At 62.1% G+C, this 21,449-nt stretch carries 16 protein-coding genes and 3 pseudogenes; 11 read left to right on the top strand and 8 right to left on the bottom strand.

The genetic code is table 11. The features are described 5' to 3' along the window. The first annotated feature begins 123 nt into the window (after window positions 1-123). From AB5I78_RS13635 to AB5I78_RS13625, 3 genes are all read left to right on the top strand, one after another. On the top strand, window positions 124-1,503 hold the full coding sequence (locus tag AB5I78_RS13635; RefSeq protein ID WP_369302263.1) for an NAD-dependent succinate-semialdehyde dehydrogenase: 1,380 nt from the start codon (window positions 124-126) through the stop codon (window positions 1,501-1,503). Between the two features lie 113 nt (window positions 1,504-1,616). Continuing rightward, window positions 1,617-2,525, top strand: coding sequence for a LysR substrate-binding domain-containing protein (locus AB5I78_RS13630; RefSeq protein WP_145160430.1), 909 nt, complete (start codon window positions 1,617-1,619; stop codon window positions 2,523-2,525). After that, window positions 2,522-2,878: an MmcQ/YjbR family DNA-binding protein gene (locus tag AB5I78_RS13625; RefSeq protein WP_369302264.1), complete on the top strand. Its 357-nt coding sequence runs from the start codon at window positions 2,522-2,524 to the stop codon at window positions 2,876-2,878. The genes AB5I78_RS13630 and AB5I78_RS13625 overlap by 4 nt, the downstream gene beginning before the upstream one ends. Here AB5I78_RS13625 and AB5I78_RS13620 read toward each other — a convergent pair. Then, entirely contained in the window at window positions 2,867-3,250 is a 384-nt protein-coding gene (locus tag AB5I78_RS13620; RefSeq protein ID WP_145160426.1) for a DUF1294 domain-containing protein, read from the bottom strand. The two genes, AB5I78_RS13625 and AB5I78_RS13620, sit on opposite strands and share 12 nt — an antisense overlap. Beyond that, window positions 3,247-4,077: an undecaprenyl-diphosphate phosphatase gene (locus tag AB5I78_RS13615; protein ID WP_242197029.1), complete on the bottom strand. Its 831-nt coding sequence runs from the start codon at window positions 4,075-4,077 to the stop codon at window positions 3,247-3,249. The genes AB5I78_RS13620 and AB5I78_RS13615 overlap by 4 nt, the downstream gene beginning before the upstream one ends. A 229-nt stretch (window positions 4,078-4,306) precedes the next feature. Here AB5I78_RS13615 and AB5I78_RS13610 point away from each other — a divergent pair. The 4 genes and pseudogenes from AB5I78_RS13610 (at window position 4,307) to AB5I78_RS13595 (ending at window position 9,445) form a co-directional block, all read left to right on the top strand. Next, window positions 4,307-5,940, top strand: a pseudogene (locus AB5I78_RS13610) (methyl-accepting chemotaxis protein). A gap of 833 nt (window positions 5,941-6,773) precedes the next feature. Beyond that, window positions 6,774-7,336, top strand: a pseudogene (gene pnuC / locus AB5I78_RS13605) (nicotinamide riboside transporter PnuC). Beyond that, window positions 7,333-7,854 (top strand): AAA family ATPase, encoded by a 522-nt coding sequence (locus tag AB5I78_RS13600; RefSeq protein WP_145161200.1) that lies wholly within the window; start codon window positions 7,333-7,335, stop codon window positions 7,852-7,854. Before pnuC ends, AB5I78_RS13600 begins: the two are co-directional and overlap by 4 nt. 82 nt (window positions 7,855-7,936) lie before the next feature. Next, the gene (locus AB5I78_RS13595) at window positions 7,937-9,445 is read left to right on the top strand and encodes an FAD-dependent oxidoreductase (RefSeq protein WP_369302266.1); all 1,509 of its coding nucleotides are present in this window, start codon (window positions 7,937-7,939) and stop codon (window positions 9,443-9,445) included. Here AB5I78_RS13595 and xth read toward each other — a convergent pair. Further along, window positions 9,442-10,236 carry an exodeoxyribonuclease III gene (xth, locus tag AB5I78_RS13590; protein ID WP_369302267.1) on the bottom strand — a complete coding sequence of 265 codons (795 nt, stop codon included), beginning with the start codon at window positions 10,234-10,236 and terminating at the stop codon, window positions 9,442-9,444. The genes AB5I78_RS13595 and xth overlap by 4 nt on opposite strands. Before the next feature lie 197 nt (window positions 10,237-10,433). Here xth and AB5I78_RS13585 point away from each other — a divergent pair, with 197 nt between their 5' ends. Beyond that, entirely contained in the window at window positions 10,434-10,595 is a 162-nt protein-coding gene (locus AB5I78_RS13585) for a hypothetical protein (RefSeq protein ID WP_369302268.1), read from the top strand. Here the strand turns inward: AB5I78_RS13585 and ggt are convergent. After that, entirely contained in the window at window positions 10,589-12,313 is a 1,725-nt protein-coding gene (ggt, locus tag AB5I78_RS13580; RefSeq protein ID WP_369302269.1) for a gamma-glutamyltransferase, read from the bottom strand. The two genes, AB5I78_RS13585 and ggt, sit on opposite strands and share 7 nt — an antisense overlap. Before the next feature lie 159 nt (window positions 12,314-12,472). Here ggt and AB5I78_RS13575 point away from each other — a divergent pair, with 159 nt between their 5' ends. Continuing rightward, on the top strand, window positions 12,473-13,120 hold the full coding sequence (locus AB5I78_RS13575) for a TetR family transcriptional regulator (RefSeq protein WP_369302270.1): 648 nt from the start codon (window positions 12,473-12,475) through the stop codon (window positions 13,118-13,120). A 123-nt stretch (window positions 13,121-13,243) separates the two neighbouring features. Here the strand turns inward: AB5I78_RS13575 and AB5I78_RS13570 are convergent, their stop codons facing one another. The 4 genes and pseudogenes from AB5I78_RS13570 to AB5I78_RS13555 form a co-directional block, all read right to left on the bottom strand. Continuing rightward, window positions 13,244-16,771, bottom strand: a complete 3,528-nt coding sequence (locus tag AB5I78_RS13570; RefSeq protein WP_369302271.1) for a molybdopterin cofactor-binding domain-containing protein — start codon at window positions 16,769-16,771, stop codon at window positions 13,244-13,246. Then, window positions 16,768-17,257: pseudogene (locus AB5I78_RS13565) on the bottom strand ((2Fe-2S)-binding protein). Before AB5I78_RS13565 ends, AB5I78_RS13570 begins: the two are co-directional and overlap by 4 nt. A 334-nt stretch (window positions 17,258-17,591) precedes the next feature. Beyond that, the gene (locus AB5I78_RS13560) at window positions 17,592-18,026 is read right to left on the bottom strand and encodes a MarR family winged helix-turn-helix transcriptional regulator (protein ID WP_315975600.1); all 435 of its coding nucleotides are present in this window, start codon (window positions 18,024-18,026) and stop codon (window positions 17,592-17,594) included. Window positions 18,027-18,151: 125 nt separating this feature from the next. Further along, complete coding sequence (locus tag AB5I78_RS13555) at window positions 18,152-19,204, bottom strand: 2,5-dihydroxypyridine 5,6-dioxygenase (protein ID WP_369302272.1); 1,053 nt, start codon at window positions 19,202-19,204, stop codon at window positions 18,152-18,154. Between the two features lie 307 nt (window positions 19,205-19,511). On the opposite strand from AB5I78_RS13555, the gene AB5I78_RS13550 reads away from it, so the two are divergent. Both AB5I78_RS13550 and AB5I78_RS13545 read left to right on the top strand, forming a co-directional pair. Then, a complete protein-coding gene (locus tag AB5I78_RS13550) occupies window positions 19,512-20,645 on the top strand; it encodes an FAD-dependent monooxygenase (RefSeq protein WP_119739600.1) in 1,134 nt (377 codons plus the stop codon). After that, window positions 20,642-21,439 carry an alpha/beta fold hydrolase gene (locus AB5I78_RS13545; protein ID WP_369302273.1) on the top strand — a complete coding sequence of 266 codons (798 nt, stop codon included), beginning with the start codon at window positions 20,642-20,644 and terminating at the stop codon, window positions 21,437-21,439. The genes AB5I78_RS13550 and AB5I78_RS13545 overlap by 4 nt, the downstream gene beginning before the upstream one ends. The last annotated feature ends 10 nt before the right edge of the window (window positions 21,440-21,449 follow it).

Raw genomic sequence — 21,449 nt, 5'->3', positions numbered from 1 at the left:
CGCAATCGTCGCCGTGGCTATGCACTCATAGGAACAGGCAATCAGCAGATTGGTTTGGATATTCGCTCAAACCGCCCGTTTCCGTAGCCTGAAACAACACGTTCAGCCCTCGGAGATGCCCTCATGCTTATCGTCTACAACCCCGCCACCGGTGAAGAAATCGGCCGCGTTGCCAAGAACACCTCGGCTGAAGTCAAAGCGGCGGTCGAGCGCACCTGCGCGGCCTTCCCGGAATGGTCTTCCAAGCTCGCCAAGGAGCGCAGCGAGATCCTGCGCCGCTGGCACGACGCCGTTAAAGCCGACAAGGAAGCCTTCGCCGAACTGCTGTGCCGCGAAAACGGCAAGTGCCTCACCGAAGCCCGTGGCGAAATCGACTACGGCCTGGGTTTTATCGAGTGGTACGCCGAAGAAGCCAAGCGCGTCTATGGCGACACCCTGCCCACCCACGACCGCAACGCCAATGTGGTAGTGACCAAGGAAGCCGTCGGCCCTGTTGCGGCGATCACCCCGTGGAACTTCCCGTTCATGATGATCACGCGCAAAGTCGCCACAGCCTTGGCGGCGGGTTGCACCATGGTGATCAAGCCTGCCGAAGACACGCCGCTCACGGCCTTCAAGCTGCTGGAATACGCGCGCAAGGCCGGTATCGAACCCGGCGTGCTGGAAGTGGTGGTCGGCTATCCCAAGGAGATCGGCCTGATCTTCACCGCCGACCCGCGCATTCGCAAAATCACCTTTACCGGCTCCACCGCTGTCGGCAAATTGCTTGCGGCGCAATGCGCGGCCACCCTCAAGAAGATGACCCTGGAACTGGGCGGCAACGCACCCTTTATCGTGTTCCAGGACGCCAACCTGGATGAGGCCGTCAAGGGCCTGGTCAGCGCCAAACTGCGCAACAGCGGCCAGGTGTGCATCTCGCCGAACCGGATTTTTGTGCAGCACAGCATCCTCGAGGACTTCGTCCAACGGGTGCAGGCGGCCGTTGCCAAAATCGATGTCGATCAAGGCCTGCGTGAAGACTTTGTGGTCGGGCCACTGGTCAATCAACTGGGTTTTGACAAAGTCGTGCGCCTGGTGGAAGACGCCAAAGCCGCCGGTGCCAACGTGCTGATGGGCGGCAAGCCCCACGCCAAAGGCGGGTTGTTCTACGAACCCACCGTGGTGACCGGTTTGCGCGACGACTCACCGCTGGCCACCCAGGAAATTTTCGGGCCGGTGTTCGCCATCTATTCATTCAAGGATGAAGAGGAAGTCATCGCGCGCGCCAACCAGACTGAGTTTGGCCTGGTGGCGTATGCCTACACCAGCGCGCTGGGGCGTTCGTTGCGGCTGTCGCGCCAACTGGAAGCGGGAATGGTCATCCTCAATTCGGGTTCGGTCGGCACCGCGTCGGTTCCCTTTGGCGGTATCAAGCAATCCGGCTATGGCCGTGAGGGCAGCTACTACGGAATCGAAGAGTACGTGCATGTGAAGTATGTGCTGATGGCGGGCGCGCAGTTCTAAGCGCTTAATCACGTCCAACGCGAGCAGCCACACGGCGCTCGCTTTTTTTTGTAGTGGATTTGCCCTCGCCAGACGCGGATAGTTCGTCCCACTGACAGGACAATAGGTTGACCATGCAAGACCTCAACGACCTCTACTATTTCGCCAAAGTCGTCGAGGCCGGCGGCTTTGCGGCGGCCGGCCGGCTACTGGGGATTCCCAAGTCACGGCTGTCACGGCGTATTGCCGAGCTGGAAGAACGCCTCGGCGCGCGCCTGTTGCAGCGCACCACCCGCCAATTGACCCTCACTGCGGTCGGCGAGCGTTATTTGCGCCATTGCCAGGCCATGCTGCTGGAAGCGGAAATGGCCGACGAGGCCGTGGCCAGTATGTCCAGCGAACCGCGCGGGCGCCTGCGGGTAAGCTGCCCGGTGGGCATGGCCCAGCACATGATGCCGGGCATGGTTGCCGGTTTTCTCGCCGCCCACCCGCTGGTACAGCTGGAGATGACGCTGGTGAACCGCCGTGTCGACCTGGTGGCTGAGGGCATCGACGTGGCCCTGCGCGTGCGCGAGTCGGGCGATGAAGACCCGCTGCTGGTGACCAAGCGCCTGCGCCAGGCCCAGACCCTGCTGGTGGCCAGCCCTGAATTCATCCAGGGTCGGCACATCGACAGCCTCGAAGACCTCAAACAGCTACCGGTGCTCGGCGCCCTGGAGGCCGACCGCCTGGTCCACCTGCGCCTGATCGACCCGCAAGGCAACGCCCAGGACCTCGCGCTGGAAGCCCGCCTGGGCATCGACGACTTCATCGTGCGCAAGGCCTGTGCCCTTAAGGGCCTGGGCTTCACGGTCTTGCCGATGATGTACTGCGAAGAGGAATTGGCCAGCGGCCAATTGGTGCAGCTGCTGCCGCATTGGTCGTCACCGGGCGGCTGGTTGCAGGCGGTGTACCCGCATCGCCGTGGCGTACTGCCGGCCATTCGTGCCTGGATCGACTACCTGGAAGAAGCCTTCAAAGACTGCGGAGACCGCTTGCTATGAAAATGACAGAAGCACACGTCGCCGCCTTCTGCCTGAGCCTGCCCGGCGCGCGGGAAGACTACAAATGGGGCGGCGTGCGGGTGTTCTCGATTGCTGGCAACAAGATGTTCGCCGTGCAGAACCTGCGGGGCGAATCGCTGGCGTTCAAGGTCGACAAGGACCTGTTCCTCGGCCACGTCGACCGCCCCGGCATTCATCCGGCGCCTTATCTGGCGCGGGCACAGTGGATCATCATGAACACGCCCTACCCGCTGGGCGCCAAGGAACTGCGTGGCCTGTTGCAGCGTTCTCACCAGTTGGTGGTGAGCAAACTGCCCAAGCGCACGCAGATCGGGCTGTTGCTAGAAGATTGAAAGCAGCGTGCCGCCCAGGAATAACTGGTCGAGCCAGAACACCTCGTGCAGCAACACGATGACCCAGAACAGCACCTGGTACGACACTTTGCGCGTCTTGTGCCGGAACACCTGCTGGGCGATCAACGCCCCGGGCCATCCGCCGGCCAGTTCCACGGCGTGCAGGATGTTTTCGCGAACGCGCGGGCCTGCTGTCTGAGCCTTGCGCTTATCACCCCAGTAGAGAAAAAACGCTACCACGCTGACCACACCATAGGCGGCCAGCGGAATCACGGTCTCACCGCGATGCCACACCAGCGCCGCCCCCAGCAGCGGCGCGGCGCACAGCAGCACAAAGAGCAGCGCCTTGAGGCGCGGATGCTGAATGTTCATGGTTTGACCGCCGACCAGTCGATCCAGCCGAACTGCCAGGTCGCCAGAATCAGCACGCCGAACGCGATGCGATACCAGGCAAACGCCGCATAGCTGTGGCTGGCGATGAACTTGAGCAAGGCCTTGACCGCGATCATCGCAAAGATGAACGAGGTGACGAACCCGATGGCAAACACCGGCAGGTCATCGGGCTGGAACAAGTGACGGTACTTGTAGCCCGAATACAGGGCCGCGCCGACCATGGTTGGCATCGCCAGGAAAAACGAAAACTCGGTGGCGGTCTTGCGTGACAGGCCGAACAACAGGCCGCCAATGATGGTGGCGCCGGAGCGTGAGGTGCCCGGAATCATCGCCAGGCACTGCGCCAGGCCGACCTTGAGCGCGTCTTTCCAGGTGATCTGGTCCACGGTGTCAGCATGCACCGCATGGTCGCGGCGCTCAGCCCACAACATGATCACGCCACCCACGACCAGGGCGGTGGCCACGGTGATCGGGTTGAACAGGTAATGCTTGATCAGGTCGGCAAAAATCACCCCCAGCACGATGGCCGGCACCACCGCGATGATCAGGTTAGCCGTGAAACGCCGGGCACTGGGCTGGGTCGGCAAGCCGATGACCACGTCGAGGATCTTGCGCCGAAACTCCCAGACCACCGCCAGGATCGCGCCCAATTGAATAATGATGTTGAACGCATCAAAGCGTTCGCCGCCGAAGCCGATCAAGTCGGCGACGATGATCTGGTGCCCGGTGCTGGATATGGGCAGGAACTCTGTCAGCCCCTCCACCACGCCAAGAATCACTGCCTGTATGGCGGTCCAAAAATCCATGTATCCCCCAAAGGTCATGCCTGTCGGCATGCCTTGACTGTCTTTTTAATAGTTCACTGACGACAAGCGCACTCAAGTTCCGCTGCTGATTTTCAACATCGGCCTGCAAAAATTTCGTGAAAAATCAGGGAGTACTCAGGTTTTTCAATTACAGGCCGAAAGCCTATCAGACAAGCCGGAAATGTCGATGCGGCGCCCACAATTATAAAAAGCATGGAGTGACAGGACGATGAACAGTTTGCGCAGCATGTCGATCAGCCGCCGTCTCTGGCTGATCCTGATAGTCGCCGTGTTGATGCTGCTGACGTTGGGGCTGTTGATGCTCAAGCAGATCCACGGCGACCTTTACCAGGCCAAACGCCAGCAGACCCAGCACGTGGTGCAGACCGCCAGCGGGGTGCTGGCCTATTACCAGAACCTTGAGAAAACCGGCGTGCTCAGCCGTGAAGCCGCGCAGCAGCAGGCCCTGAGCGCGGTGCGTGGCCTGCGCTACGACCACGACGATTACTTCTGGATCAACGACCTGACGCCCGTGATGATCATGCACGCGGCCAACCCCAAGCTGGATGGCCAGAACCTCTCGGCGATCCGCGACCCGGACGGCTTTGCGGTGTTCAACGAATTCGTGATCCTGGCCAAGGCCAAGGGCGCCGGCATCGTCAACTATCGCTGGCCCAAACCCGGCGCCGAAGCGCCCGTGGAAAAAACCTCGTACATCCAGCTGTTCGAACCCTGGGGCTGGATTATCGGCTCCGGCGTGTACGTGGATGATGTGCAGGCCGAGTTCACAGGCCAGGTGTGGAAGGCCTCGCTGATTGGCCTGGGCATCGCCCTGCTGATGGCCGTGTTGGTCACCTTGATTGCGCGCAGCATCGTGACGCCGTTGCAGGCGGCGGTAAACGCCATGGCCAATATCGCCAGTGGCGAAAGCGACCTGACGCGCAGCCTCGACGCCCACGGGCGCGACGAAGTCACCCAGTTGTCTCGGCACTTCAATAGCTTTACCGCCAAGCTGCGCCAGGTGGTCGGCCAGTTGCAGGTGTGCGCCAACGCGTTGGGCCAGTCGTCCACGGACTTGGGCAACAACGCCAGCCAGGCGCATGACCGCAGCCAGCAACAGTCGCAGCAGATGGAATTGGTGGCGACGGCGATCAATGAAGTGACTTATGGCGTGCAGGACGTGGCAAAAAACGCCGAACATGCCGCCAGCGAGATGCGCGATGCCCAGGCCCAGGCGCAGCAGGGCCAGGTGAATATCGACGGTAGTTTGCAGCAGATCGACCAGCTCTCCGGCACCATCAGCCAGGCCGTGGAGGTGATTCGCACCTTGTCCAGCGAGAGCACGCAGATTGGTGGTGTGCTGGAAGTGATCCGCTCCATCGCTGACCAGACCAACCTGCTGGCGCTTAACGCGGCCATTGAGGCCGCGCGTGCCGGGAACAGGGCCGTGGGTTTGCAGTGGTCGCCGATGAAGTGCGCTTGCTGGCTCAGCGTACGCAAAAATCCACTGCTGAAATCCAAGTGATGATTGAGCGTCTGCAGGGGCACTCGGAAGCGGCGGTCAAGGTGATCAGTGACAGCCATAGCGCTTCGCAGCTGACGATTGAACAGGCTGGGCAGGCCGGTGCAAGTCTTACCGCCATTGGCCAGGCGTTGCGTAACCTCAACGGGCTGAATGCCTCGATTGCCAGCGCGACCTTGCAACAGGCGCATGTGGTGGAGGATATCAACCAGAACGTCACCCAGGCGGCCGGGTTGTCGCACAGCACTGCGCTGGCGGCGGAGCAATCCAGTGTGGCGAGTGCGCATTTGCGTGGGTTGAGTGAGGAGTTGGACGGGTTGCTGCGGCAGTTCAAGGTTTAGCTTTTTTTTGAGGAGGGTGTGTACATATCCGTTGTTTGGGTGATGGCGGGTATAGGTTCCGCCCTTACGGCGGGTCACTTTTGAAAAGCGCAAAAGTAACCAAAACGCTCTTGCCCCGCCACTCGGCACCTCGCCTAGGCTCGGTGTGCCCTCACGCAGGCATTACTCCGCGGGCCGCCGCGACGGGGCGTCCCTGCCCCGTCGCGGCTAAACCGGCGTCCTGCCGGTTTACCCGCTCCGTACTACCTGCATTCGGCCAGCGTGGTTTAACGGGGCGCCTAAGATCAAGATCAAAAGCAAAAGCACGGCGGCCTGGTAGCCGACCTGAGTGGTTAGATCAAAAGCGGAAGCGAGGCGGCCTGACAGCCGACCTGATCTTTGAAGCTGAACCCATTCAAATGTGGGAGCCGGCTTGCCTGCGATTGCATCAACCCGGTGTACCTGCTGGACCGAGGTGTCTGCATCGCAGGCAAGCCAGCTCCCACAGAAAAGCAAAGCAGTGCGGTGCTGGCAGTTGAACTCGGTCAAATTGTGGGAGCGGGCTTGCTCGCGAAGGCGGTGGGTCAGTCAGCTCATGTGTCACTGACACACCGCCTTCGCGAGCAAGCCCGCTCCCACAGTTGGTTCTCGGTGCTTCAGGTTGAAGGGGTGTTACTCAGCTTTTACCTCTGCCACTCACGCCGTGCTCTGCCTTTAACGCTGATCTCACACGCCCCGTTACACCACGCCAGCCGCCATAACCGCAGCAATGTGTATGTCTCCACATCCACGTTTAAACATTCCTCACCTCTGGTTACAATTGCCGCCCTCTCCCACTCTCCCAAGGAACCGCCATGTCCGGGCTTGAATTGTTCGCCGCCGCCCTGGGGTGATCGCTGTCTGGCTGACGGTCAAACAAAACCCCTGGTGCTGGCCTATAGGCCTGGTCATGGTGTTGCTCTACACCTGGGTGTTCTTCGACGTAAAACTCTATTCCGACATGCTCCTGCAAGTGGTCTACGCCGCCCTGCAACTTTACGGCTGGTGGCAGTGGACCCGCGCCGGCGAGGTCAAGCAAGGCCGCCAGGTCAGCAGCCTCGGCGTACCCGCGATCATGAGCAGCCTGGCCATCGGCGCCGTCTTCAGCTTGCTGCTCGGCGCGGCCATGGCCCACTGGACCGACGCCGCCCAGCCGTGGCTGGACGCCGCCCTCACCGGTTTCAGCCTGGTGGCGCAAATGTGGATGGCGCAAAAACGCGTGCAATGCTGGCCGCTGTGGATCGCCGTGGACGTGATCTTCGTCGGCCTGTTCCTCTACAAAGGCCTGTACCTCACCGCCGCGCTTTACGCCCTGTTCACCGCGATTGCCGTGCAAGGCTGGCGTGAATGGCGCAGCGACCCGGCGTTGCACGCATGAAAGTGGTGGTACTGGCAGGCCCCGAATCCAGCGGTAAAAGCTGGCTGGCGGCTGAACTGCACGCACACTTTGGCGGGCTGATGGTTGGCGAATACGTGCGGTATTTCATCGACCATCATCAGCGCGACACCACCCTGGCGGATATTCCGGCGATTGCCCGCGGCCAACTGGCCTGGGAAGACGCGGCCCGCGCCGAACAGCCCAACCTGCTGGTGCTCGATACTCACCTGTTGACCAACAAACTGTGGAGCCAGACGCTGTTCGGCGACTACCCCGCCTGGCTGGACGACGAACTCCTGGCCCGGCATTACGACCTGCACCTGTTGTTGTCCCCCGAGGACGTGGAATGGACCGCCGACGGCCAGCGCTGCCAACCGGAACTGGCTGATCGTCGGGCGTTTTTCCAGGCCAGCCTGGCGTGGATCGAACAGCACCAGCAGCCCGCCGTAATCATTGGCGGTCATTGGCAAGCCCGGCGTGCCAAGGCATTTGAAGCGGTGGCGCAGCTGCTGGCGTAAGGCCCAGTCCTGAGTACCGACCATCGGGTCAACGCAGTCCATTTCCTTCGGCGCCAGTCAATCTTCTAAAGGAGATTGGCCTATGAACATGCGCATTGTTGCCCGCCTGATTAACTTGCCGGAAAACCGTGGCGTTCGCGTCACCGCGGCAAAGCATCCTGTCCTGCTGGTGCGTGTCGGCGATCGGGTGCGCGCCTTCCAGGCCGAGTGCCCGCACGCCGGCGCACCGCTGGAGGAAGGTGTGATCTGTAACGGGCGGATCATTTGCCCCTGGCACAAAGCCGCGTTTGCCGTGGACAGCGGCGCCGTGATCGAACCTCCGGCGCTGGTCGGGCTCAAGCAATACCCGGTGCAGGTGCACGATGGCGTGGTCAGTGTTGGCGACGAGCCCATGGCAGCCGAAGCCGCGCCGGCGCGGGATGAACAACGCTGCTTTGCGGTCATCGGCGCTGGCGCGGCAGGCACTGCCGCCGTGGCGGCGTTGCATCAGCAAGGCTTCAGCGGGCGATTGCTGTGGATCGACCGTGAACAGGCTCCCGCCTACGACCGCACCGCCCTGAGCAAATTCGTGATCGCAGGCCAGATGACGCCCGAAGACACGCCGCCACTGCTGGATAAGCAGCCCATCGGCATTCACGGCGAAGTTCAGCGCCTGGACGCCAACGCCAAACGCATCGAACTCGCCGACGGTCGTCACTTTGACTATGACGCGGCACTGGTCGCCACCGGGGGCGAAGCGCAACCGCTGGACATCCCCGGCGCGGTATTGAGCCAAGTGTTTGTGCTGCGCAGCCGCGAGGATGCGGCGCGTATCGACGAAGCAGCGCAATCGGCAGCGTGCGCGGTGATTGTCGGCGACAGCTTTATCGGCCTGGAAGCCGCGTCCGCCTTGCGCCAACGTGGCCTGGTGGTGCAGGTGGTCAGCCGCCATGACATTCCTCTCGCCGCGCAATTGGGCAAGCGTATCGGTGCGGCCATTCGCCAATTGCACGAAGACAATGGCGTGATCTTCCACTGCAACACCGAGCCCGAACGCTTCGACGGTCACGGCGCAGTGAGTACCGTGCTGCTTAAAAACGGCAAGCGCCTGGCGGCAGACCTGGTCGTAATCGGCGTTGGCGTCACACCCGCCACCGGCTTTATCCACGGCGTCGACAAAGCCGAGGACCAGTCGCTGAACGCAGACACTCATTTACAGGTGGCGCCCGGGTTATGGGCGGCCGGCGACAACGTGACCTTTGCCTGGCGTCAGCAGCCAACACGCATCGAGCACTGGCGCGTGGCCCAGCAGCTGGCCGTGCTGGCCGCGCGCAATATGCTCGGCGATACGCAGGTGTACGCCGACGTGCCCTTCTTCTGGACCTACCACTTCGGCAAAACCTTTGAAGTGCTCGGCCACCCGCAGCACTGGAATCGCCTGCACGTGGAGGGTGAGGTGAATCGTCACGACTTCATTGCCTTGCTGTGCCGGGATGATCACGTGGAAGCCGTGATTGCCTGCGAACATCAGCAAGCCATGGCGCGCCTGTCACAACGCATGCAGCACCCCTTGGGCAAGGCCGAGGCCTTGGCCATTATTCGCGCCGGTTAGCGCTTTTTGCGGGTGCTCAATTGAATCCACGTCGGCGCATGGTCGCTGGCGTGCGGCTCGTTGCGCACCCAGGCGTCCACGCCGGCGTCTTTGAGGTAAGGCTTGAGCGCGGGATTGAGCAGCAGGTGATCGATACGCAGCCCGGAGTTGGTCTGCCAGTGCTGACGGAAGTAATCCCAGAAGGTGTAGACGCGCTCTTCGGGGTACAGATGACGCAGCGAATCGGTCCAACCCTGCTCCAGCAGACGCTGATAACACGCGCGGCTTTCGGGTTGCAGCAAAGCGTCCTTGAGCCAGGAGCGCGGGTTGTAGATGTCCACGTCGGTGGGCACCACATTGAAATCCCCGGCCAGCAGCACCGGGTGTTCGCTGGCTTGCAGCGCCTGGGCATAGGTAATCAGCCGTTCGAACCAGGCCAGCTTGTAGTCGAATTTCGGCCCTGGCTGGGGGTTGCCATTGGGCAGATACAGGCAGCCAACCAACACGCCATGCACCGCAGCTTCCAGGTAACGACTTTGCGTGTCGCTGTCATCGCCCGGCAAACCGCGCCGGCTCTCCAGCGGCTGGGCATCGCGCGCCAAAATGGCCACGCCGTTCCACGAGGCCTGACCCAGGCAAATCGCACCGTAGCCGGCCGCTTCGAAGTCGGTATAGGGAAACAGGCTTTCCGGCGCCTTGAGCTCTTGCAGGCAGACGATATCCGGCTGCTCGCGCTCAAGCCATTGCAGCAGGTTGGGCAGACGGGCACGGATGCCGTTGATATTGAAGGTGGCGATTTTCAGCGCTTTCATCGGTCCGGTCCTTTCAGGGCTCTTGGGATAGAGCCTGAAAGCCGCGCGGATGTTCAATCCAAACCACGCTCCAGGTTGGCATTCACGCGCAGCAATAACGCCAGCAGCGTCGCCTCTTCTTCAGCGCTGAAGCCCTGCAGCGGCACGCATGCATTCACGCACCGCGTCGGTCAGGGTGATCAAGCAGCTGCTGCGCCATGCTCGACTGCTCGACAGCAGTGCAGGCCTATGAAAACCACATGTTCGAGCGTGTGACGCCGGCCGCCAGAGACAGCGCCGAAGGCGCCGCCACCCAGTTATCCCATGACAGCCTGGCGCTGTCCCTGGCCCACCTGCATCACCACCTCACGCCTCAGTAGCCCAGGGACAGGCCGGTATTGCGGCGCGGGTCGTTGGCCCCGTAGAAACGGTTGTTGCCCACCGGCTTGCCACCCAGGGACGGCGCGCCCACCAGGATTGCGGCCAGGTGGTTGGCATCCTGAGGCCCGGCAAACTTGTGGCCCCAACTCTCGAGGATTTTCTGCGTGTCGGGGCTCACCGCGAAGGTTTCGAGGTTGGTGGTCTCAGGCATCCACTGTTGATGGAAACGCGGCGCATCGACGGCTTCCTGGATGTTCATCTTGTAGTCGATGACATTCAGGATGGTCAGCAAGGTCGCGGTGATAATCCGGCTGCCGCCTGGCGTACCGACCACCATCACGGCCTTGCCGTCCTTGGTCACGATGGTCGGGCTCATCGACGACAGCGGCGCCTTGCCCGGTGCGATGGCGTTGGCTTCGCCCTGGACCAGGCCGTACATGTTCGGCACGCCGACCTTAACGGTGAAGTCGTCCATTTCATCGTTGAGGATCACCCCGGTCTTGCTCGCCATCACACCGGCACCGAACCAGTCGTTGAGGGTGTAGGTCACCGACACCGCGTTGCCCCACTTGTCGACGATGGAATAGTGCGTGGTGTTGTTGCCTTCATGCGGCGACACGCCCGGCTTGATCGCCTGGGAATCCCCGGCCTTCTGCGGTTCGATGGCAGCACGCAGCTTGGCGGCGTAGTCCTTGTCCAGCAGGTGGGCGATCGGGTTCTTCACAAAATCCGGGTCGCCGAGGTAGCTGTTGCGGTCCACGTAGGCGTGGCGCATCGCTTCGATCTGGTAGTGCAGGCCTTGGGCCGAGTGATAGCCAAGGTCGGCCATCGGGTAGCCTTCGAGGATGTTCATGATCTGGCAGATCACCACGCCGCCCGAGCTCGGTGGCGGTGCCGAGACCACGTGGTAGCCACGGTAATCGCACTCGATGGGCGCCAGTTCGCGGGTCTTGTACTTGTCGAGGTCGGCCTGGGTGATGATGCCCTTGCCGGCCTGGCTGGAATCCACCAGGGCCTTGGCGACCCAACCTTTATAGAAGCCGTCGGTGCCCTTGGCGGAGATTTCCTTGAGGGTCCTGGCCAGGTCTTTCTGCACCAGTTTATGGCCGACCTGCAGCGGTTGGCCGTTGTGCAGGAAGATCCCGCGCAGGTCTTTGTCCTTCTCGAACTCGCCGGTGGCGGTGTGCAGCAAGTCGACATCGCCCTGCTCCAGTTCGAAGCCGTTTTCCGCCAGCTTGATCGCCGGGGCAATCACTTGGGCGCGCTTTAGAGTGCCGTACTTGCTCAGCGCGGTTTCCATGCCGGACACGGTGCCGGGCACGCCGACCGCCAGGTGGCCCTTGGCGCTGAGGCCTTCGACGACCTTGCCGTCTTTGTCCAGGTACATGTCGGCGGTGGCCGCCAGGGGAGCTTTTTCGCGGAAGTCGAGGAAGGTCTTGCGCCCATCCGCCAGTTGCACGGTCATGAAGCCGCCGCCACCGAGGTTACCCGCCGCCGGGTACACCACCGCCAGCGCATAGCCCACGGCCACGGCCGCATCGACTGCGTTGCCGCCGGCCTTGAGTACATCCACCCCCACATGAGTGGCCAAATGCTGGGCGGTGACTACCATGCCGTTTTCACCGCCCACCGGGGCCTGGGAAGCGGCGTGCACACCGCTGACCGTCAGCACCAGCGCGGTGGCGATTAAGGTGCGGCTGAAGGGTTGGTATTTCATCCATGGCTACTCTAGTTATTGGGACGCACCAAAATAGCCCGACTCGGATCCAATCCCCAGCGCAATGGCGTTTTTATTACAGAACTTGTCGGTCACAGAACGGCCGCGAAAAAGCCCATGCTATATTTCGCGCCCAGACTGGCTGCAAGGCGCGTTGAGATGGTGATCAAGAAGACCGGTATTCGGGCTCAGCAGGCCGACCAGACACGCGCGCGCATCTTGCAGGCGGCGGTCAAGGTGTTCACCCGCGACGGTTATTCCGGCGGGCGCGTCGACACCATTTCCAAGGAAGCCGACTCCAACGACCGCATGCTTTATTACTATTTCGGCAGCAAGGAACACCTGTTCATCTGCGTGCTGGAACACATCTACGAGCAGTTCAACCAGGCCGAAAGCAAACTCAAGCTCAACCTGGAGGCGCCCGTGCAGGCGCTGCAGGACCTGGTGGCGTTTATCTGGAATTACTACGTCAAGCACCCCGAGTTTGTCGCGATCCTGAGCATCGAGAACCTGCACCAGGGCAAGCATGCCCAGCAGTCCGGCGAAATGCGGCGGCTGTCGGGCGAAGCGGTTGGCGTGTTGAAACCGATCATTGAGGCCGGCCAGGCCCAGGGTGTGTTTCGCCAGGACATCGACCTCAAGCACGTGTACTTGATGATCGCCTCGCTGTGCTACTTCTATAACTCCAACCGCCATACCCTCAGTTCGTTTCTGGGTGAAGACCTGGCGGATAAGGGGCAGCAGCAGGATTGGCTGGGGTTTATCACTGATTTGGTGCTGAGGGGCGTCTCCCCTAACTCATTATAGAAACCGACTCTAATCCCTGTGGGAGCTGGCTTGCCTGCGATGGCGATGTGTCAGGTAGTATTTTCGGTGCAGACACACCGCCATCGCAGGCAAGCCAGCTCCCACAGTTTTGACCGCATTGTGTCAATGAGTGCCCGGGTTGGCCCGCAGGTGCGCGACCTTCTGTTCCAGCCCGGTCCACTGTTCTGCATTCGGCGCAAATTGCCCACGCAAATAGGCGACCAAATCCGCCACCTGCGTATTCGACAAACTGTCCTTGAACCCCGGCATGTACCCCAGATCCTGGGTCGCCGGGTTGCTGATCCCTTGCAGAATCACCTTGATCAAATTGTCCGGCTGATCACTGTGCACATTGGTATTGGTCGCCAGTGACGGGCTGACCCCAAACAGCTTTGGCCCCAGGCCATCGGCGTGACAGGCCTTGCACGACCCTTCGAACACACGCCGACCATTCGGATTGGGCACCGTCGCTGCCGCCACGGTTTGCGCCTCAGCCGTCGCCTCGCCCTTGAGCGACGCCAGGTACACCGCCATCGCGCGAATGTCGGCCTTGGGCAACTTCGCCAACTCAGTCACCACCGGCCCCATCGGGCCCGCCGCCACGCCATGGGCGTCGGAATAGCCGGTGCTGAGGTAGGTGAACAATTGATCTTCGGTCCATGGCGTCGGTGCCTTGGACACACCGTTCAGTGCCGGCGCCTCCCAGCCATCGACGCTGCCGCCGGCCAGGAAGGCCTTGCCGCCCTTCTCGGCCCCCATCAGGTTGCGCGGCGAATGGCACGCCGCACAGTGCCCCAGACCATTGACCAGATAATTGCCGCGATTCCACTGCTCGCCGCGCTCCGGTTGCAGCGTGATTTCACCGCGCCTCAGATTCAGCGCATTCCACCCCGCCATCAGCGGCCGGATGTTGAACGGAAAGCGCATGGCATTCGGCGTCGGCGCCTGGCTCACTGGCGCTTGCGACATCAGGTAGGCATACAGCGCCTGCATGTCCGCCTCATTGATATTGCGAAACGCCGTATAGGGAAACGCCGGGTACAAATTGCGCCCGTCACGGCCAATGCCCTCACGCATCGCCCGCTCGAATGCCGGGTACGACCAGGCACCGATGCCGGTGTTCACATCCGGGGTGATATTGCTGCTGTACAGGGTGCCGAAGGGCGTTTCCATCGCCAACCCACCGGCATTGGTCGCGCCGCCCGGCGCCGTATGGCACACCGCGCAATCGCCCACCGCCGCCAGCAAACGCCCGCGCTCCAGGGTGGCCTTGGACCACGTGCCGGCGCTGGGCGGGGCGATCGGTGCGATCGCGCCGTGAAACGGCCAGGCCGTGGCCATCACGGCGCCCAGCGTCGCAAACAGCGCGCCGAACCACCATTTTTTGCGTTTCTGTGGCGACGTGGCAGGCTCGCCGAGGGTGCCGGCATTCAGCGCTGCCAACACCCGCTCGGGCGTGATCGGCAACTCACGAAAACGAATCCCGGTGGCGTCATAGATCGCATTGGCAATCGCCGCCGCGCTGGGCACCGAGGCCGACTCACCGGCGCCCATCGGCGGCTGGTCCTGGCGCGGCATCATCAGCACGTCGATCTGCGGCACTTCAGGGAAGGTCAGGATCGGGTAACCGCCCCACTCCTTGCTGGCCACCGTCGATTCCTCAAAGGTCACCCGCTCCTTCAACACGCGGCTGGTGGACTGGATCACATTGCCGTGGATCTGATGCTGCACACCCGCCGGGTTGATCATCATCCCCGAGTCGTGGCCGATCACCACCCGCGTCACCGACACGTCGCCGGTGTGTTTGTCGATGGCCACATCCGCTACCCAGGCGGCCCACGCCGCGCCAAAGCCGGGGAATTTACTGTGGATGTAGCGCGCGTAAGCAAAGCCACGGCCCCGCAACAGATGGTCGTCGTTGGCGGTTTGCATGGGCGCGGTGCGCGGTGACCAGTTGGCGCGTTCGGCGGTGGATTTGACCAGGTCGATGGCGCGCTCGTCCTTGAGGTAGCGCAGGCGGTACTCCACCGGATCGACGCCGGCGGCAAATGCCAGCTCGTCGATATACGATTCGTGGGCAAAGGTATTGGGCAACGCCGACACGCCGCGCATCCACGAGGCGCGCACGATGGGCGCCATGTCGTTGATAGTCACCCGCATGTTGTCGATGTCATACGGTGGGATCGAGGTGCGGTCGCCCATTTCGAACATCGCCGCCACGGGTTCGACGCGGCCGGTCAGCAACAGCGCCAGGGTAGGCGCGCCATTGGAGGGGTAGCTGGTTTCAAAATCGTACGCGGCAATGCTGCCGTCGGCGTTGAGGCCGCCGTCCACGTCCATCAACTGCGCCGTGCCCTTGGGCTCCCACAGGTGTTCCTGTTCGCGGGTCAGTTGCACGCGCACCGCCTTGCCCACCGCACGCGACAACAGCAACGCGTCGGCGCAGACGTCATCCGCGCAATTGCGCCCATAGCAACCGGCGGCTTCCAGGCGAATCACGTCGATCAGCGCTTCATCACAGTCCAGCAACCAGGCCAGGTCGGCGCGCAGCAAATGCGGGTTCTGGCTGCCCGACCACACACGACTGCCCGCGGCTTGATAGTCGGCCACGGCGCAGGACGGGCCGATTGAGCCGTGCATTTGATAGGGCCACAGGTAACTGCGCGGCATCCGCTGGCTGGCACCCGCCAGGGCTGCATCGACATCGCCCTGATCGAGCACCGTGCGGCGTACCCGCGGGTTGTCACGGATCGCCTGCTCGACATCGTTCATGTCCGGCAAGGCGTTATTCCAGGGCTTCCACTGCACCTGCAACTCATGGGCGGCCTTGATCGCCTGCTCTTCGCGCAACGCGACCACGCCCACAAAGTCGCGGATCACCACCACCGCAACAATGCCGGGGATATGTGCGATGGACGCTTCATCCACACTCAGCAGGCTATTGCCGACAAAATCCCCGCAGTCCAGACCGGCATACGGAGGGCGCACGACGCGGCCGTGCAGCATGCCCGGCACGCGCATGTCGTGCACGTAGGTCAGCTCGCCCGTGGCCTTGCCGGGAATATCCACGCGCGCGGCGCCCTTGCCCACCAGGCGGTAATCCTCGATGGCTTTCAAGGGCGCATCGCCGCTGATGCGTAACTGGTCATGCTGGCCGCTGACCAACTCGCCGTAAGTGGTGGCGCGCCCGTCTGCCGCCTGGATGACGCCCGCTTCGACCTTGAGGCTGGCGGTGCTCACGCCCCAGCGCCCCGCCGCCCGCGCCAGCAAAAAACGTCGTGCTTCGGCGGCAGCGTTGCGCAGCGGGATCGCCGAAATCTGCAAGGTCGCGCTGGCAATCGTCGCGCCCTGGTTCGGCACGCGCTCGGTGTCGCCCAGCACCATGGTGACCTGGTCCATCGTCAGGTCGAGTTCTTCGGCGACGATCTGCGCCAGCGAGGTGCGAATGCCGGTGCCCAGGTCCACATGGCCGTTGAACGCATAAACCAGGCCGTCATCGTTGACCGCGATAAACAGCCCCAGCTCTTTGGGTTTCACGGTCGGCGTGCCGCCCTTGGCCACCGGGCCGGAGGGCGGTAGTACATCGTTGACGATCAACAAGACGCCCGTCTTGGTCAGCCACTGGTCACGGGAAAGTGGGCTATCGGTCATGGTCGGCCATCCACGGTCAAGAGGTGAGCAGCACGCAATACGGCGCGCAGGATTTCGATATGGGTGCCGCAGCGGCAGAGGTTGCCCGAGAGTTCGTTGCGGATCTGGGCTTCGCTGGGGTTGGGATTGCGGTCGAGCAAGGCCTTGGCCGTCATGATCATGCCGTTGAGGCAGTAGCCGCATTGCGCGGCTTGCTCGTCGATAAACGCTGCTGCACGGGTGCGGCGCCTGGCGTGTGCCGAGGCCTTCGAGGGTGACGATTTCACGCCCTGCCGCGCCCGCCAGCGGGAACACACATGAGCGTGCCGCAACACCGTCGATGATCACCGTGCAGGCGCCGCACTCGCCCAGGCCGCAGCCGTACTTGGGGCCGTTGAGTGCCAGGTCATTGCGCAGCACCAGCAACAGCGGCGTGTCCGCCATGGCGCTGACTTCGCGGGTGTGGCCATTAACCTCAAGGGCAACCGTGATGGAGGGACTGATCATTCGCTTCGCCTGTGTCAGTTGGTGAAGTGGCTACTACACGAAACAGTCAAAAAAAAGCATCGCGGACCTGGGGTCTCGCGACACACTTGAATCGTGAAGTGGCTACTACATCAACACTGAGCAAAAACGATGCCAAGGGGTTGGGCTTACCCTGACGTACGCAGGTTTGTGATGGTTGTGGCGAGCGGGCTTGCCCGCGTTGGGGCGCGAAGCGGCCCTCGTCCAGGCGATGGGGTTATTCAGGTAAACCTCATGGCGGGTTTGGGGGCTGCTGCGCAGCCCAACGCGGGGCAAGCCCGCTCGCCACAACAAGCCTCTCGCCACGACAAGCCCACTATTCCTGCGGGTCGTCGATCATCTTGCGCAGCAGGAACAACACCGCCACCCGTTCAGCCGGGTTGAGGTTGCTCAGGGTCAGTTCGCTGATCTGCGCGGCACGCGGCGCGGTTTGCGCGACCAGGTCGGCGCCTGCGGCAGACAGGTCCACCACCACCTTGCGCTTGTCTTGCGGGTCCGGCTCCAGCGTGATCAGTTCCTTGGCCTTGAGCCGCTCGACAATGCCGCGAATGGTCGCCTGGTCAACGGCCGTGGCCTTGACCAGTTCGGTGAGGGAACTTGCACCCTGATCGCGCAGTGCACACAGGGTGACGAACTGTACGGCGGTGAGCTGGGAGTCGCCGACATTCTGCTGAAAGATCGCCAGGTGGCGCTGGTAGGCCTTGCGCAGCAGGTGGCCAACTTGTTCAGAGAAAACGTAGGAATCAGGCACGGCGGGCTCGGTGGGTGATTGGCGATGGGGAGGCATGATGGCTGGCTTACCGGATCGACTCAAGTTTCTCATTGAGGAAACACGGTTAGAACTGTGGGAGCGGGCCCGCTCCCACATTGGGATCTTCAGCGGGCCAGAGAGGCTGCTGGGGCGACTACGTCACCGGCGATAACCACCGCCTCGTCATCCAGGTACACATCGCAATGACGCAGCGGAATGTCCATGTGGCACGGCGTCTTGCGCGTGCCGCCCACTTCGGTATTCGGCCCGGTGGAGAACAGGAAGTTGCCATAGAACGCCCGCGCGTCCATGCACATGCCATCGTTCTTGTCATGCAAACCCATGGCGGTCCACTGCGCTTTTGGCTGCAAGCCCCAGCCAATGTGGGAGATGCCGTACACCTCCGGATCATTGAAGTACTTCATGTAATCACGCAGGTACTCGGCCTCGAAACCACCGTGGATCCTGGTGATAAAGCCCTTCTCGATCTCCAGCGTGATCTTCTCGCGGGTGTAGGTCTTGAATGGCAGGAGGATGTCACCGACGTCCAGCACCAGCACGCCCTCGGCGGTTTCCTCGTTGGGCCAGGAGAACAGGAAGCCGCTGGGCCAGTGGTCCCAGCGCCCAGGCTCATCGGCAAAACCGTATTCGGTCACCGCCGGGTACTGCCCCAAGGCAGCGCGAAAATCACTGCCGGCGCGGGATTTGACGTGAATCGAACGCGCCTTTTTCAGTAATTTCTCGGCCGCCAGCACGCGCACCTTGTCTTCTTCGGTGGGCAGCATGCGCGCCAGCACTTCCGGCGGTTCCACGGCCAGCAGGATGCGCGTGCCGGTCTTGAGGATCTGCTCCTGTTCCGGCGAATGCAGCAGCATCATCGTGTCAACCACCAGGTCGGCGGCTTCCAGCGCACGCTGCGCGGCGATGTTGCCGGTGAGCGCGGTGTCGCCGCAGTAGGCGGTCATGTCATTGCCCATTGCCCGCGGGTGATTGAACGACGGCAGCTCCACCGCATACACCTTGGCCCCCAGGCGCTGCGCCGCCTCCATCGCCGCGCGCACGGTGCGCGCGTCGGAGTAATGGCTCTTGAGCACGGCAACGCTCTGGGTCGGGTCGACCTTCGACAGCTTCAGCACGTGTTCAAACATCTGGGTCAGTTCGCAATCGCTTACCGGCATTTTCCTGTCTCCTGTGGGGCTGCACCAAGTTCAAGCACTGCGCTTCACTCTAGTGCACTTTTATAGCGTATACGCCAATTAATAACGATAAGACCTGAATTGCAAGCGGACTGCAAGCGGCGCGCCAAAACGTTACCTATCGAAACAAGCCCAGCAACTATTGGGAATATCGCGTTACACAGGTTCAGCGAGGCCAAAAAATAAATTTGCAGAAGTGGGCTTCCCATTTCAAAAAATGAGCGTATACACTTTAAAAACCTTGCAGACAGACGCTGCCGACAATCACAAAGAAAGAGGATTACGCCCCATGGGAAGCACTCAAAAAATCGCCATCGTCGGTGCCGGCCTGGGCGGTGCCGCCGCCGCCACCCTGTTGCAGCAAGCCGGTTTTGACGTAGACATCTACGAACAAGCGCCGGAGTTTTCCCGGTTGGGCGCGGGGATCCACATGGGCCCCAACATCATGAAAATCTTCCGCCGCATGGGCATCGAACAGCAGCTGGACCTGATGGGCTCGCACCCCGAGCACTGGTTCAGCCGTTGCGGCGAAACCGGCGACTACCTCTCGCGCATCCCGCTCACCGGCTACGGCGCCTCGTATGTCACCGTGCACCGCGGCGACCTGCACGCCCTGCAGATGTCCACCCTCAAGCCCGGCACCCTGCATTTCAACAAGCGCCTGGAAACCCTCGAAGAAACCGACACCCAGGTGCGCCTGACCTTCGCCGATGGTGAAGTGACTTATGCCGACATCGTGATCGGCGCCGACGGCATCAACTCGAAAATTCGTGAAGAACTGCTCGGCGTGGAAAAACCGCTGTACAGCGGCTGGGTCGCGCACCGCGCGTTGATCCGTGGTGACCAGTTGGCCAAGTACGACCTCACGTTCGAAGACTGCATCAAGTGGTGGACCGAAGACCGCCACATGATGGTGTATTACACCACCGGCAAACGCGACGAGTACTACTACGTCACTGGCGTACCGCATGCTGAATGGGACTTTCAGGGCGCATTCGTGGACAGCAGCCGCGAAGAGATGTTCGAGGCGTTCAAGGGCTACCACCCCACCGTGCAGGCCCTGATCGAGTCCACCGAAAGCGTGACCAAATGGCCGCTGCGCAATCGCAACCCGCTGCCACTGTGGAGCCGAGGTCGCCTGGTGTTGCTCGGTGACGCCTGCCACCCAATGAAGCCGCACATGGCCCAGGGCGCCGGCATGGCCATCGAAGACGCCGCCATGCTCACCCGTTGCCTGCAGGAAACCGGCATCAGCGACTACCGCACCGCGTTCCAGCTCTACGAAGCCAACCGCAAGGAACGCGCCTCCCGCGTGCAGGCGGTGTCCAACGCCAACACGTGGTTGCGCACCCAGGAAGACCCGGATTGGGTGTACGGCTACGACCTGTACGCGCAGCCACTGAAATCGGGGGTGGCCGCGTGAGCACCTTTCTCTATGGCGGCAACGTCCAGGCCAACGGCATTCGCCAGCACTACCTGCGCTACGGCGGCAACGGCCCGGCGCTGATTTTGATTCCGGGCATCACCAGCCCGGCGATTACCTGGGGGTTTGTGGCCGAACGCCTTGGCGCACAGTTCGACACGTACGTGCTGGATGTACGCGGGCGCGGCTTGTCGTCCACCGGACCCGAGCTGGACTACAGCGCCGACACCTGCAGCGATGACATCGGCGCGTTTGCCGATGCATTGAGCCTGGACAGTTACCACCTGGTCGGCCACTCCATGGGCGCGCGCTTTGCCGTGCGCAGTGCGGTCAAGCATCCGCAAGGCGTAAACCGTGTGGTGCTGATCGACCCACCAGTGTCCGGCCCCGGTCGTCGTGAATACCCGAGCAAATTGCCGTGGTACGTCGATTCGATCCGCCAATCCCTGGTTGGGATGGATGCACAGGCCATGCGCGCCTTCTGCGCCACCTGGACACCCGAGCAACTGCAACTGCGCGCCGAATGGCTGCACACCTGCTTTGAGCCCGCCATCGTGCGCGCCTTCAATGACTTTCACACGGTGGATTTCCATCAGGACCTGCCCCACCTCAAGGCCCCTGCCCTGTTGATGGTGGCCGGGCGCGGCGGTGTGATCCTCGATGAAGACATCGCCGAAATCCAGGACCTGCAACCGGCCATCCAGATCGTCCGCGTACCCAACGCCGGGCACATGATTCCGTGGGATGACCTCGAGGGCTTCTTCGACGCGCTCGGCGATTTCCTCACCCACTAAGAACGGAGAC

This window comes from Pseudomonas sp. N2-3-1-14 (assembly GCF_041228395.1).
Taxonomy (GTDB): Bacteria; Pseudomonadota; Gammaproteobacteria; order Pseudomonadales; family Pseudomonadaceae; genus Aquipseudomonas.
This window is presented reverse-complemented; position numbering and strand designations above follow the sequence as displayed.

What these genes read in the sequence shown, in the direction of transcription:
- AB5I78_RS13635 (WP_369302263.1), top strand. Translation starts at nt 124, where the DNA reads ATGCTTATCGTCTACAACCCCGCCACCGGTGAAGAAATCGGCCGCGTT.
- AB5I78_RS13630 (WP_145160430.1), top strand. Translation starts at nt 1,617, where the DNA reads ATGCAAGACCTCAACGACCTCTACTATTTCGCCAAAGTCGTCGAGGCC.
- AB5I78_RS13625 (WP_369302264.1), top strand. Translation starts at nt 2,522, where the DNA reads ATGAAAATGACAGAAGCACACGTCGCCGCCTTCTGCCTGAGCCTGCCC.
- AB5I78_RS13620 (WP_145160426.1), bottom strand. Translation starts at nt 3,250, where the DNA reads ATGAACATTCAGCATCCGCGCCTCAAGGCGCTGCTCTTTGTGCTGCTG.
- AB5I78_RS13615 (WP_242197029.1), bottom strand. Translation starts at nt 4,077, where the DNA reads ATGGATTTTTGGACCGCCATACAGGCAGTGATTCTTGGCGTGGTGGAG.
- AB5I78_RS13600 (WP_145161200.1), top strand. Translation starts at nt 7,333, where the DNA reads ATGAAAGTGGTGGTACTGGCAGGCCCCGAATCCAGCGGTAAAAGCTGG.
- AB5I78_RS13595 (WP_369302266.1), top strand. Translation starts at nt 7,937, where the DNA reads ATGAACATGCGCATTGTTGCCCGCCTGATTAACTTGCCGGAAAACCGT.
- xth (WP_369302267.1), bottom strand. Translation starts at nt 10,236, where the DNA reads ATGAAAGCGCTGAAAATCGCCACCTTCAATATCAACGGCATCCGTGCC.
- AB5I78_RS13585 (WP_369302268.1), top strand. Translation starts at nt 10,434, where the DNA reads ATGCTCGACTGCTCGACAGCAGTGCAGGCCTATGAAAACCACATGTTC.
- ggt (WP_369302269.1), bottom strand. Translation starts at nt 12,313, where the DNA reads ATGAAATACCAACCCTTCAGCCGCACCTTAATCGCCACCGCGCTGGTG.
- AB5I78_RS13575 (WP_369302270.1), top strand. Translation starts at nt 12,473, where the DNA reads ATGGTGATCAAGAAGACCGGTATTCGGGCTCAGCAGGCCGACCAGACA.
- AB5I78_RS13570 (WP_369302271.1), bottom strand. Translation starts at nt 16,771, where the DNA reads ATGACCGATAGCCCACTTTCCCGTGACCAGTGGCTGACCAAGACGGGC.
- AB5I78_RS13555 (WP_369302272.1), bottom strand. Translation starts at nt 19,204, where the DNA reads ATGCCGGTAAGCGATTGCGAACTGACCCAGATGTTTGAACACGTGCTG.
- AB5I78_RS13550 (WP_119739600.1), top strand. Translation starts at nt 19,512, where the DNA reads ATGGGAAGCACTCAAAAAATCGCCATCGTCGGTGCCGGCCTGGGCGGT.